The organism is Microvirga flavescens, assembly GCF_003290125.1.
GTDB classification, from domain to species: Bacteria; Pseudomonadota; Alphaproteobacteria; order Rhizobiales; family Beijerinckiaceae; genus Microvirga; species Microvirga flavescens.
Genome location: NZ_QMKH01000009.1, coordinates 15,392 through 27,707 on the forward strand (window position 1 = coordinate 15,392; position 12,316 = coordinate 27,707).

Annotated in this window: 15 protein-coding genes; 7 read left to right on the plus strand and 8 right to left on the minus strand. The window is 63.4% G+C overall.

The genetic code is table 11. From position 1 onward, the window contains the following. Complete coding sequence (locus DQW91_RS15095) at window positions 1-864, plus strand: hypothetical protein (protein WP_112664482.1); 864 nt, start codon at window positions 1-3, stop codon at window positions 862-864. A 91-nt stretch (window positions 865-955) separates the two neighbouring features. Here DQW91_RS15095 and thrS read toward each other — a convergent pair whose 3' ends face one another. From thrS to DQW91_RS15110, 3 genes are all read right to left on the minus strand, one after another. Next, window positions 956-2,968 (minus strand): threonine--tRNA ligase, encoded by a 2,013-nt coding sequence (gene thrS / locus DQW91_RS15100; protein WP_112664483.1) that lies wholly within the window; start codon window positions 2,966-2,968, stop codon window positions 956-958. A 68-nt stretch (window positions 2,969-3,036) separates the two neighbouring features. After that, the gene (yidD, locus tag DQW91_RS15105) at window positions 3,037-3,375 is read right to left on the minus strand and encodes a membrane protein insertion efficiency factor YidD (RefSeq protein ID WP_198411882.1); all 339 of its coding nucleotides are present in this window, start codon (window positions 3,373-3,375) and stop codon (window positions 3,037-3,039) included. A 1-nt stretch (window position 3,376) separates the two neighbouring features. After that, entirely contained in the window at window positions 3,377-3,823 is a 447-nt protein-coding gene (locus tag DQW91_RS15110) for an iron-sulfur cluster assembly scaffold protein (RefSeq protein ID WP_112664484.1), read from the minus strand. 135 nt (window positions 3,824-3,958) lie between these two features. Here DQW91_RS15110 and folE point away from each other — a divergent pair, with 135 nt between their 5' ends. The 4 genes from folE (at window position 3,959) to DQW91_RS15130 (ending at window position 7,423) form a co-directional block, all read left to right on the plus strand. Then, window positions 3,959-4,594 carry a GTP cyclohydrolase I FolE gene (folE, locus tag DQW91_RS15115; RefSeq protein WP_112664485.1) on the plus strand — a complete coding sequence of 212 codons (636 nt, stop codon included), beginning with the start codon at window positions 3,959-3,961 and terminating at the stop codon, window positions 4,592-4,594. A 114-nt stretch (window positions 4,595-4,708) separates the two neighbouring features. Continuing rightward, on the plus strand, window positions 4,709-5,134 hold the full coding sequence (hisI, locus tag DQW91_RS15120; RefSeq protein WP_112664486.1) for a phosphoribosyl-AMP cyclohydrolase: 426 nt from the start codon (window positions 4,709-4,711) through the stop codon (window positions 5,132-5,134). 60 nt (window positions 5,135-5,194) lie between these two features. After that, window positions 5,195-6,340: an MFS transporter gene (locus DQW91_RS15125; RefSeq protein ID WP_157961467.1), complete on the plus strand. Its 1,146-nt coding sequence runs from the start codon at window positions 5,195-5,197 to the stop codon at window positions 6,338-6,340. 78 nt (window positions 6,341-6,418) lie between these two features. After that, on the plus strand, window positions 6,419-7,423 hold the full coding sequence (locus DQW91_RS15130; RefSeq protein WP_112664488.1) for a patatin-like phospholipase family protein: 1,005 nt from the start codon (window positions 6,419-6,421) through the stop codon (window positions 7,421-7,423). A 10-nt stretch (window positions 7,424-7,433) separates the two neighbouring features. On the opposite strand, the gene DQW91_RS15135 is transcribed toward DQW91_RS15130, so the two are convergent. Both DQW91_RS15135 and DQW91_RS15140 read right to left on the minus strand, forming a co-directional pair. Beyond that, window positions 7,434-7,865 (minus strand): CBS domain-containing protein, encoded by a 432-nt coding sequence (locus DQW91_RS15135; RefSeq protein ID WP_112664545.1) that lies wholly within the window; start codon window positions 7,863-7,865, stop codon window positions 7,434-7,436. Between the two features lie 70 nt (window positions 7,866-7,935). Beyond that, window positions 7,936-8,754, minus strand: coding sequence for a rhomboid family intramembrane serine protease (locus DQW91_RS15140; RefSeq protein ID WP_112664489.1), 819 nt, complete (start codon window positions 8,752-8,754; stop codon window positions 7,936-7,938). A 323-nt stretch (window positions 8,755-9,077) separates the two neighbouring features. Here DQW91_RS15140 and DQW91_RS15145 point away from each other — a divergent pair, with 323 nt between their 5' ends. Next, entirely contained in the window at window positions 9,078-9,749 is a 672-nt protein-coding gene (locus DQW91_RS15145) for a transglutaminase-like cysteine peptidase (RefSeq protein WP_112664490.1), read from the plus strand. Window positions 9,750-9,756: 7 nt separating this feature from the next. Here DQW91_RS15145 and DQW91_RS15150 read toward each other — a convergent pair whose 3' ends face one another. The 3 genes from DQW91_RS15150 to cysE form a co-directional block, all read right to left on the minus strand. Then, on the minus strand, window positions 9,757-10,287 hold the full coding sequence (locus DQW91_RS15150; RefSeq protein WP_112664491.1) for a gamma carbonic anhydrase family protein: 531 nt from the start codon (window positions 10,285-10,287) through the stop codon (window positions 9,757-9,759). Between the two features lie 24 nt (window positions 10,288-10,311). After that, complete coding sequence (locus DQW91_RS15155; RefSeq protein ID WP_112664546.1) at window positions 10,312-10,524, minus strand: DUF3126 family protein; 213 nt, start codon at window positions 10,522-10,524, stop codon at window positions 10,312-10,314. A 66-nt stretch (window positions 10,525-10,590) separates the two neighbouring features. Then, the gene (gene cysE / locus DQW91_RS15160; protein WP_112664547.1) at window positions 10,591-11,424 is read right to left on the minus strand and encodes a serine O-acetyltransferase; all 834 of its coding nucleotides are present in this window, start codon (window positions 11,422-11,424) and stop codon (window positions 10,591-10,593) included. Window positions 11,425-11,507: 83 nt separating this feature from the next. Here cysE and DQW91_RS15165 point away from each other — a divergent pair, with 83 nt between their 5' ends. Further along, window positions 11,508-12,308: an enoyl-CoA hydratase gene (locus tag DQW91_RS15165; protein WP_112664492.1), complete on the plus strand. Its 801-nt coding sequence runs from the start codon at window positions 11,508-11,510 to the stop codon at window positions 12,306-12,308. Window positions 12,309-12,316: the final 8 nt, after the last annotated feature.

Genomic DNA, 12,316 nt, shown 5'->3' on the forward strand with positions numbered 1-12,316 from the left:
GTGAGACCGTCAATTTGGAGCCTGAGCCTGCTTGCCGTCTGCGTCGCGTCCGCGGCCTGGGCGCAATCGGCTGCGCCTTCCCTGATGCAGTCCCCGCCCCCCGTTCCGAGCTCGCAGATCACCCTCAATGCCAGCGCGGCTTTCGCCGACAGCGGAAAGCCCATCGGATCGGGCCTCGTCTGGCGTGTTTATGAGGATCGCGGCGATGTCGCTCCGCTGATCGTGGCGCGCTCCAGCGCTCCGGCACCGCGCTTCACACTGCCGCCGGGCAACTACATCGTTCATGTCGCCTATGGCTATGCCAGCGCGTCGAAGCGCATCAGCGCCCAATCAGGCGCGTTGACGGAACGCCTGAACATCAGCGCCGGAGCCTTGCGGCTCAAAGGCGCGGTCGGCGACACGCCGATTCCCGTGAACCAGATTTCATTCTCGGTCTATGTCCCCCTGCCCTCGAACTACGAAGGCAGGCTCGTGCTTTCGAACGGCAAGGCTGGGGACATCATCCGCCTGCCGGAAGGCTCGTACCACGTCGTTTCGACCTATGGCGACGCAAACGCGATCATGCGCGCGGACCTGAAGGTCGAAGCGGGGAAGATCACCGAGGCCACCCTCAATCACCGGGCCGCGGTGGCGACCCTAAAGCTCGTCGCGACCGCCGGCGGCGAGGCGTTCGCGGGCACCGCCTTCAGCGTGCTGACGCCCGGCGGCGACGTGATCCGCGAGGCCATCGGCGCATTTCCGTCGGTGACACTGGCCGAAGGCGATTACGTGCTGATCGCCCGTCACGACGGCAAGGTCTATACGCGCGAATTCAAGGTCGAGAGCGGCCTCAACCGCGACTTCGAAATCGTCGCGACGCCGTAAGCATTGAGTCGCCGCTGCGACGAACCCTCAAAAACGTTCATGGCCGCAACGGGTGCGGCCATGAAGAGAGCAAAAGAGATCCGGACTTCGATCAGACCAGCGTTCCCGCGACCACATGATGGCCGTCGAGAGTCGCATGGCCCTCGGGCCCGGAGAGTGCCTTCGCGGCGCGGCGCAGATCCGGCGTGACCGCCTCTTCCTTGAGGATGCGGAGCGCTTCCTCGAGGCTGAGGTTCGTCTGGTCCGGACTGCCGAGGCGGCGGATCGACACCGCGCGCTCCGCCGCTTCCTTCTTGCCGATGACGAGAAGAACCGGAACCTTCGCCAGCGAATGCTCACGCACCTTGTAAGTGATCTTCTCGTTGCGAAGATCAGCCTCGACGCGCAGGCCGGCAGCTTGCACGGCCTTCACGACTTCACGAGCGTAATCGTCTCCATCCGAAGTGATGGTCGCCACGACTGCCTGCACCGGCGCGAGCCAGAGCGGGAAGTGACCGGCGAAGTGCTCGATGAGAATGCCGGTGAAGCGCTCCATCGAACCGCAGATCGCGCGGTGGACCATGACCGGCGTCTTCTTCTGACCGTCGGCATCGACATAAAACGCACCGAACCGTTCCGGCAGGTTGAAGTCCACCTGCGTGGTGCCGCACTGCCAGTCGCGCCCGATGGCATCGCGCAGCACGTATTCGAACTTCGGACCGTAGAACGCGCCCTCGCCCGGGTTGATGCCAGTCTTGATGCGCCCGCCGGACTGCTCTTCGATCTGCTTGAGCACGCGGGTCATCACCTCTTCGGCGTGATCCCACATCTCGTCAGTGCCGACGCGCTTTTCAGGCCGCGTTGAGAGCTTCACGACAATGTCCTCGAACCCGAAATCGCGATAGGTCGAGAGGATCAGGTCGTTGATCTTCAGGCATTCCTCGGCCATCTGCTCTTCGGTGCAGAACACATGCGCGTCGTCCTGCGTGAAGGCGCGAACGCGCATCAGGCCGTGCAGCGCGCCCGAGGGCTCATAGCGCGAGACCGCGCCGAACTCCGCAAGGCGCAGCGGCAGGTCGCGATAGGACTTCAGCCCGTGCTTGAAGATCTGCACATGACCCGGGCAGTTCATCGGCTTGATGGCGAAAACGCGCTCGTCCTCGGTCTTGGTGACGAACATGTTCTCGCGATACCAGCCCCAGTGGCCGGAGGTTTCCCACAGCGCCTTGTCGAGGATCTGCGGCGCGTTGACCTCCTGATAGTCGCCCTTGAGGCGGCGGCGCATGTAGGAAGTCAGCTCCTGGAACAGCGTCCACCCCTTCGCGTGCCAGAAAACGACACCCGGACCTTCCTCCTGGAAGTGGAACAGGTCCATCTCGCGGCCGAGGCGGCGATGGTCGCGCTTCTCGGCTTCCTCGAGCTGCTTCAGATAAGCGTCGAGATCCTCCTGGGAGGCCCAGGCGGTGCCGTAGATGCGGGTCAGCATCGGGTTGTTGCTGTCGCCGCGCCAGTAAGCACCCGCCACCTTCATGAGCTTGAAGGCGGTGCCGATCTTGCCGGTGGAGGTCATGTGCGGACCACGGCACAGGTCGAACCACTCGCCCTGCGAATAGATTTTCAGGTCCTGCCCTTCCGGGATCGCATCGACGAGTTCGACCTTGTAGTTCTCGCCCTTGTCCTTGAAGACCTGCTTGGCCTTCTCGCGGGTCCAGACGTCCTTGGTGAAGGGTTTGTCCTTCGCGATGATCTCGCGCATCTTCGCCTCGATAGCGGCGAAGTCTTCCGGCGTGAACGGTTCGTTGCGCGCGAAATCGTAATAGAACCCGTTCTCGATCACCGGGCCGATGGTGACCTGCGTACCAGGGAAAAGCTCCTGCACGGCCTCCGCCAGAACGTGCGCGCAATCGTGCCGGATCAGCTCCAGCGAACGCGGGTCTTCGCGGTTGAGGAATTCGATCTTGGCATCGCTCGTGATCGGGTCGGCGAGGTCGGTCACGGTGCCATTCAGGGCCATCGCGACGGTGCGCTTCGCCAAAGACTTGGCGATGCCTTCCACGATCTCGCGGCCGGTGGTGCCGGGGGCGTACTGGCGCGAGGCGCCATCAGGGAATGTAAGGGTAATCATCAATCATCTCTCAAGCTCACTCCTGCCAACGGAGCAGGTAAGCGTGGGGCCGACGGACAGGTTTGTTTTCAAGGCGAAGAGCCGCCGTCGGGTTCGACCGCCTCGCAGGTGATCGCGGGGGCGTTCACGCCCCGCCAGCGACCATAGGTCCACGGCTTATACCAGCCGGACCGTTCGGGCAATGTTTCCGGGACGAGATCGAGGCCCGACGTACCGAACGGACCGCAACGGCAAATCCGCGCCACGCCCATCCAGCCGCCGGCCCAGAAGCCGTGCTGTTGGATCGCCTCGTCCGTATATTCTGAGCAGGAAGGCAAGTGGCGGCACTGGCGGCCGATCACGCCCGAGAGCGTGAGCTGATACCCCCGGATCGTCCAATGCGCCGCCTGCTGGCCCAGGGACGCCATTTCAATCCGCCCTGCCGGCTCGGCGCGCCTCGATCTGCTCGACGGCATCGACCACGGCCTCGAAGGTGAGAAGCACGGAGGCGTGACGTTCCTTGAAGTCGCGGATCGGCGTGAGCACTTCGAGGTCCGCCCATTTGCCGGCAGGAGGCTTGCCCTCGGCCATGAGAATGAGGCTCACAGCCGCCTTCGCCTCGCGCAGTTCGTCCGCCGTCGAACCGATGACCTTTTCGGCCATGATGGCCGAGGACGCTTGGCCCAGCGCGCAGGCTTTGACCTGATGGGCGAAAGCCGTCACGACGCCATCCGACATCTTCAAATCCACCGTCACCGTCGAACCGCACAGCTTGGAACGCTTCGTCGCGCTGGCATCCGCATCGGCAAGGCGGCCGAGATGCCGGATGTTGGCGGCGAGGGTCAAAATCCGCGTGTTGTAGATCTGGTTGAGCATGGCTTCATGGAACAGGAGTGCTGCAAGCTCTATATAGGCAATTAAACGCAAGAGTGCGATGTTACGGAGATCCGGTGCGGCATATGATCCGTATCGGGCATATCGCGTTTCGCGCCACCAATGGAAAGGCTCCACATGGACGATGTGGTTAAGTCCTTGTCTCAGCGACTGCCTTCAGCCGCCGACAAGCGTATCACCCGCCCGACACGGGAAGAGGCGGAAGCTGCCGTGCGCACCCTGATCCTCTGGGCGGGGGACGATCCACGACGCGAGGGGCTCAAGGACACGCCCAAGCGCGTCGCCAAGGCCTTCAAGGAGCTTTATTCCGGCTATCAGGACGATCCGCGTGACGTTCTCGACAAGATCTTCAAGGAAGTCGAAGGCTATGACGACATCGTTCTGGTGCGCGACATCCCCTTCTATTCCCATTGCGAGCACCACATGGTGCCGTTCCACGGGGTTGCCCATATCGGCTACTACCCGACGAAGGGCGTCGTCGGCCTCTCCAAGCTCGCGCGGCTCGTCGAGGTCTATGCCCGGCGGTTGCAGACGCAGGAGACGATGACAGCGCAGATCGCGCAGGCTCTGGAAGACGCTCTCACACCGCGCGGCGTGGCGGTCCTGATCGAAGCCGAGCACATGTGCATGTCCATGCGCGGCGTGCACAAGGCGGGAGCCGTCACGCTCACGAGCCAGTTCAGCGGCGTCTTCAAGGACAACCCTGCGGAGCAGGCCCGCTTCATGAGCATGGTGCGGCACGGCAAGGCTTGAAAGATGCCCCTGTCGATCCTCTAGATTGTCTTCAGCCCTCATCCTGCAACGCCGCTTCCAGCGGCTCCTCAGGGTGTGGTCCTCACAAAACTCATCACTCCCGAGACCCCTCCCATGTGCGCGTCCTGCTCCAACTCCTTCCCCCCTCCGGGCTCGAAGGCCGATCTCGAAGAGGGAGCGGTTCTTACGCCTCGCTTCGGCGCGGACGGCCTCGTGACCTGCGTCACGACCGATGCCGACACGAACGAGTTGCTCATGGTCGCGCACATGAACGCCGAGGCGCTGGCGAAGACTCTTGAAACCGGGGAAGCCTGGTACTGGTCGCGCTCACGGGGCGAGCTTTGGCACAAGGGTGCGACAAGCGGGCAGATCCAGACACTCGTCGAGATGCGCGTCGATTGCGATCAGGACGCCCTCTTGCTCAAGGTGAGGGTCGCGGGCGATGGCGGATGCTGCCACACGGGCCGCCGCTCGTGCTTCTACCGTGTCGTGCAACCGACCGGCGAGGGAGCAAAGCTCGTCTTCGCCGAACAGGCGTGAACCCCTCTCCGCCAAACGTGAGGGAGTGAAAGGCGGTGGGCAATGCGCTATGGCGGGACGATGAACACCAACAGACCCCTTCCCGCCCGCGCCGCCGCCAGCGCGATCTTTTTCGGCAACGGCTTCGGCATCGGGAATTGGGCTGCGCAATTGCCACGGTTCAAGGACGCGCTTGACGTGTCCGATGGAGAACTCAGCGTCGCGTTACTCGCCTTTGCGCTTGGCGCCATCGCCCTCATGCCGACCGTCGGCTGGCTTCTGACGCGGCTCACGAGCCGTCGCATCACTATCGCCACGGCCTTCGGCTTCGCACTCACCCTCTTCTTCACGGGCTTGGCGCCAAGCCTGCCCGTTCTCTTCGCCGCATCCTTGCTGGCGGGAGCCTGCAACGGGGCGATGGATGTCGCCATGAACACTCACGCCACCGTTGTTGAAAAGGCCTGGAACGCCCCGATCATGTCATCGTTTCACGCCTTCTTCAGCCTTGGCGGGCTCGCCGGCGCAATGGCTTCCGGCGCGATGATCGGTGCAGGATTTGCCATCGGGACGACCTTTCTCGTCTCCTGCGCAGGCATGGCACTCGTCTTCTTCGCTGCGTCCTTCTTCATGATGGAGGATCAGGAGAAAGCGGCTGGCGGACATGGCTTCGCCTGGCCACGCGGCGCACTCATGGGCCTTGCGGTCCTCGCCATGCTTTGCATGGTGGTGGAAGGGGCGATGGTCGACTGGACGGCGATCTACCTGCGCACCGTCGCGGGAGCGGAGCTGGAAACCGCCGCGATGGGCTTCGCTGCCTTTTCGCTGACCATGACGGTTTGCCGTTTCATGGGCGATTTTCTCGTCAGCCGCCTCGGGCGGACCTCCACCTTGCGGCTTGGTGGCGTTCTTGCTGGCACTGGGCTGACGCTCGCCATCGCCATGCCAACGCCGGTCACAGCCCTCATCGGTTTCGCGCTCGTCGGGTTTGGCCTTTCCAATGCAGTGCCGGTGCTTTTCAGCAGCGCCGCGCAGGTGGACGGTGTGCCGCCGGGCATGGGCGTCGCGATGGTGGCTACCCTCGGCTATGGCGGCCTCTTGATGGGGCCGCCGATCATCGGCTTCGGCGGCGATCATCTTGGTCTGCGCATGGCCCTGATCGGCCTTGTCGCCTGCTCATTCGTGATCGTTCTTTTCTCTCGCCGCGCCCTGCGCCCCACCTCAACCTGAGCCGCGGACGCCTCACGCACCATTCATGCCTCCTTCATCGGGATGTGCAAAGAATGGCGTCAGCCTGGGAGCTGCGCTATGTTCTGGGACGGTATTGCCCGGCGGAATGCTGGGCTTGAAGGCGGCGGGGAAGCTCAAATGAACGCGCCCGTCGAGCGCGAAACGCGCCCGAAGATCAAGATCGGCCTCGCCCTTGGCGGCGGCGCCGCACGGGGATGGTCGCATATCGGCGTCGTGCGCGCTCTCTCCGAAGCGGGCATCATGCCCGAGATCATCGCGGGCTGCTCGATCGGCGCTGTCGTCGGCGGCTGTTTTGCAGCCGGCAAGCTCGACGAGCTGGAGGCCTTCGCCCTTTCGCTGACGAAGCGCCGCGTCATGGGGCTGCTCGACTTCCACATCACAGGCTCGGGGCTGATCGCGGGCGGCCGGTTGCAGCGCCTTCTCGAAGAGAACCTTGCGGATCTGCGCCTCGAGGGACTGCCCATCAAGTTCTGCACCATCGCGACCGAGCTTGCGACGGGCCACGAGGTCTGGCTGACGAAAGGGCCGCTCGTGCAGGGCATGCGCGCGTCCTATGCCCTGCCAGGCATCTTCGATCCTGTCCTCGTCGGCGGGCGCTGGCTGATGGATGGCGCGCTGGTGAACCCGATCCCGATCACCGCCGCCCGCGCGCTCGGCGCGGACATCGTGATCTGCGTGAACCTGAACGGCGAAGTGCGCGTGCGCGGCACGGTGATCCAGTCCTACGAGAACGCCCAGACGGACGAGCAGGAGATCGAGGAGCACATGGAGGAGCCTCGGCGTTGGGGCTTCTTTTCCGCACCGAAGCTTCAAAAGCATCGCCGCCCGAATGCGCCGGGCATCGCGTCGGTGATGGTGGACGCCTTCAACATCACGCAGGACCGCATTGCCCGCTCGCGCCTCGCCGGCGACCCGCCCGACATGATGATCGCGCCCAAGCTCGCGAAGATGGGCTTGTTCGAATTCCACCGCGCGCAGGAATGCATCGCGCTCGGACGGCAGGCCGCCGAACGCGCCCTGCCCGACATCATGGAATTGCTGCAGGAAACGGCGAAGTCGTAAGACGCAGGTCTCACGCGCTGGCGATATATTCCTTGATCGCCTGCGTTTCCGCCTCGATCTCCGCGAGACGATGCTTCACCACGTCGCCAATCGAGATGATGCCGATGAGCGTCCCTTCCTCCACCACCGGGACATGACGGATTCTGCTTGTCGTCATGATCTCCATGATGCGCGGAATATCGGCGCGTTTCGTGCAGGTGACGACCTGCCGCGTCATGTGCATGGACACGGGCTCGAGCAACGCGCTCGCGCCCTTGTTGGAAATGGCGCGCACGATGTCGCGTTCGGAAATGATGCCGGAAACAGGCTGCAGCGCATCGGCGACGATCACCGCGCCGATCTTCCAGCTTGAGAGAAGTTCGGCGGCCTGAGCGAGGGTTTTCGTCGGCTCGATGGTGACGACGTTCCGCCCCTTGTTCAGCAGGATCTGCTCGACAGACATGGGCACCTCCGCATCCGAAAAAATGAAACCCGGCGTCACTCGATAGATTCTCGGCTCCTCCGGGTATTTTTCAAGCGGAACGGGAGGGCGTTCGTGTTCTCAAGGGATCGATGAAGGGGAAGAGCGCGAGCCCCGCGAAAAACCCGCCGAGATGGGCCTCCCAAGCGATGCTGACATCGGTGACGCCGAGCGGACGCGCGAAGGCATCCGAGAAATAGTTGATGACGATCCACACCAGCAGAAACAGCATGACCTGACGATTGGTGAAGAGCCCTTGCAAGCTCTCGCTGCGCCGCTCATGCGGCTCGGTCAGGCGTCCATCGTGCCGAAAGGTCGGCGGCGCGAACATGAACCACGCCGCCGCTCCCATCATGCCGGAGACAGCCGCCGAAGCGCCGATGAGCGGCAGAACCTGCCAGGGGTGCAGCAGGACATAGAGCACCGCGCCGGCAAAAGCCGCGACGGCGGAAAGCCCAAGAAAGCGCAGCGCGCCGCAGCGCCGCGCCAGAGGCGTTCCGAAAGCCGCGAGCCAGACGCTGTTCAGGAGCACATGCGTCCAGGAACCGTGCAGCAGCGCATAGGTCAGGCCGGTCCACGGCTTGCCGCCCTCGTCGGCCAGGATGTAATGGGCAAGGATCAGCGGCATGGATTCCATATCTCCGCTGTTTTGAAGCGACGAAATGATATCCTGCGCATCCGTGCCCCCATAGGCCACCGCCCAGCGCGCAGGGACGACGGCGAATGCCAGAAGCCACTCGAGATCGACATCCTCGGGGAGGAGGAACATGCGGATCGCGTGAATGCCGATGAGAACCGCAAGGCTTCCCAGCACAACGCCCGGAAGTCGAAAAATCGGCTCATGCGCCGTGGGATGGGATGGTGAGTTCATTCAGGACCGGAGGATTTGGGCGAGAAGACTCACCCGATGAAAGTTCATGCTTATTTTGCCTGCTTTCAGAAAAAATTCTTCAAAAGACTGTTTTCCTTTACTGCCCGTCTCTCCCTTAGGCATCTTCCGGGGCTCGCGCGAAGAGCGGTCAAGTATATAAAAATCGTTACGCTTCATCACGTTGCGGCAGTTAGTGAGAATTTATTAACCATGCTGGGAACGAAGCAACCCGCGACGCGTTAACTCACCTTTAACTTTCTGCTTGAGCCATGAAATAAGCCGTGCGAGCTTGGTTAAAAGAAATTTAACGGGCTGTGCGGGGCATGTCTCTCTCTTTCTTGAAAAGCGTCGAGCTGGGCGGTCGGAAGGCTGGCATCTTTGGCTGCAAGCTTGCTACGGCTCTCTTCGGAGCAGCCCTTCTTCTCGGCGGCGCCGCCCAGGCTCAGACCGTCGCTTCCGCTCAGGCCACGGCCCTTCCCGTCGAGAAAGGAGCCTCCGCCAAGCCGATCCTCGGATGGATGCAGTTCTGCCAGGAGAACGCCTCCGAGTGCACCGTGAACACCTCCGAGCCCCGGACGATCACCCTCACGCCGCAGATCTGGAACACCATCGTCTCGGTCAACAAGCGGGTTAACAACGAGATCAAGCCCGTCACCGACCAGGACCACTGGGGTGTCGTGGATCGTTGGAGTCTGCCCGATGACGGCCAGGGCGATTGCGAGGATTACCAGCTCCTCAAGCGCAAGCGGCTGACGGAGCTCGGCCTGCCCCGCCGCGCCATGCGCATGACTGTCGTGATCGACGAGCTTGGCGAAGGCCACGCCGTTCTCGTGATCCGCACGGATCGCGGTGACTACGTGCTCGACAACAAGCACTCGAACGTCCTGTCGTGGGATCAGACTGGCTACGTTTTCGTAAAGCGCGAAAGCCAGGACGCTGTCGCGTGGGTTTCGCTCGGCGGCATCACCTCGCCGACCACCACCGCGAACCGGTAAGACCCGGTCAATCGATCCGGGTCAGCCCGTTCGCGAAGCGCTTCCAGTTCGCGACATATTTGACTGCCGACAGCTTGAGCTTCTCGACAGCCTCAGGATCGAGCGCCTTGATCGCCCGGGCGGGCGCGCCGACGATCAGCGAGTTATCCGGAAATTCCTTGCCCTCGGTCACGAGGGCATTCGCACCGACAAGGCTGTTCTTGCCGATGCGGGCGTGGTTCAGCACGGTCGCGCCCATGCCGATCAGCGAATTCTCGCCGATGGTACAGCCATGCAGGATGGCGTGGTGGCCGATCGTGCATCCGGCCCCGATCGTGAGAGGCGCGCCGGGGTCCGTGTGGAGCAGCGCGCCCTCCTGAATATTGGTCCCCTCGCCCACATCGATGAGCTCGTTGTCGCCGCGCAGGACCGCCCCGAACCAGATGCCGACATCGACACCAAGCCGCACTCGCCCGATCACATGCGCGTCGGGCGCGATCCAGAACCGCCCGGCCTCGGGCACGACGGGTTCGACATCATCGAGACGGTAGAGCGGCACGAGGCCCCATCCTCCAGAAGAGAATTAGTCTTCGAGATCCGTGTCGAGGATCGCCATCGTGAAGTTGTAGGAGCGGTCGCCGTCCTCGTCGTCGAGGAAGAGCACGCCGACAAATTCGTCGCCGATATAGACTTCCGCGGAATCGGTCTTCTTCGGACGGCCGACAACGCGGATGGAGGCGTTTGCAAAAGTCTGGCGCAGGTAACGTTCAACCTTCGCCATCTCGGTCTTATCCACGATGAATCCTTTCATGAAATCGATAAAGACTGCACTTGCCACGATGGAAGGTGCGGAGCAAGCGCGTCAAATACCGTCCTTGAGGAAATGATCCATCGCGCGCGCCGGTTCGGCGCAGCCCGCGGTGCCGACCACCTTGGCCGGAACGCCGGCGACGGTCGCATTGTGCGGCACCGATTGCAGAACCACCGACCCTGCCGCGATGCGCGCGCAATGGCCGACTTCGATATTGCCGAGGATCTTCGCGCCCGCTCCGATCAGGACGCCCTTCCTGATCTTGGGATGGCGGTCGCCACGCTCCTTACCCGTGCCGCCGAGGGTCACGTCCTGCAGCATGGACACGTTATCCTCGATGACCGCCGTCGAGCCGACGACGAGGCCGGTCGCGTGATCGAGGAAGATGCCCTGCCCCATCCGCGCCGCCGGATGGATATCAGTCTGGAACACCTCGGAAGACAGGCTCTGGAGATAGAGCGCGAAATCCCGCCGCCCCTCGTTCCAAAGCCAATGCGCCAGACGGTGTGTCTGAATAGCGTGAAAGCCCTTGAAATAGAGCACCGGCTCGAGGACCCGCTCGCAAGCGGGGTCGCGATCCAGCACGGCGCTGATATCCGCACGGAACGCCTGCGAGATCGACGGGTCGGCCTGGACGGCCTCGCGGAATGTCTGCTCGATGAGATCGGCGGGCACGGCGGGGTGGGCAAGGCGCGCCGCAACGCGGTGAATCACAGTCGCATCGAGGCTGGGCTGGTGGCTCACCGAACTCAGCATGAAGCCCGCGAGCACCGGCTCCCGGCGCGAGGCTTCCTGAGCCTCACGGAGAAGGCGACCCCAGAGCGGGTCCACGGTCCCGGCAAGCGGCTCGACGGACCCTGACTTCAGGCGCTGATGGGACGTCATGACGAACTCCTTGCCAAGGCGACGCGCGGCGGGGATTAGCATAAGTAGGATTCCACCGCCCCTTTCTTTAGCCCCATTCGATCATGAGCGCTGTATTTTCTTCCCCCTCTCCGCTTCTATCCGTGACGGTCGAGGATTCGATCGCTTCCATCGCCATCGACAACCCGGCACGGCGCAATGCGCTCAACCTCTCCATGTGGCAGGCCTTTCCGGCCATCGTGAAGGCGCTTGAGGAAGATGAGCGCGTGCGGGTGATTATCCTGCGCGGAGCCGGAACGGGCGCCTTTGCCGCAGGGGCGGATATCGCCGAGTTCGAAACCATCCGGGCGGACGCCGCCGGCAGCCGCGCCTACGAGCGCGACAACGAAGCGGCGTTCTGGGCCATCGCCCATTGCGCGAAGCCCGTCATCGCCATGATCCGCAGCCACTGCCTCGGCGCCGGATGCGGACTGGCGGTCGCATGCGATTTGCGGATCGCGTCGGACAATGCGGTGTTCGGCATCCCGGCGGCGCGGCTCGGGGTCGGCTATCCGCCCGGAGCCATGCGGCTGCTCACCGCCGTGGTGGGCCCCACCGTCGCGAAGGACCTGTTCTTCACCGCGCGCAGGATCGATGCCGGCGAAGCCCTGCGCCTGGGGCTCCTCGGAACGGTCGTTCCCGATGAGGCGCTGGAAGAAACGACACTGACGCTTGCCCGCACGATTGCGGAGAACGCACCCCTGACGATCCGCGCCGCCAAGGCCGCGATCGACGCCGCATGCGGCGTTGGGGAGCCGGGGCTGGACACGCAGGCGCTCGCCGATGCCTGCTTCGACAGCGCCGATTACGTGGAGGGCCGCAGCGCCTTTCTCGAAAAGCGCAAGCCGGTGTTCAAGGGACGATAGCCCACGCC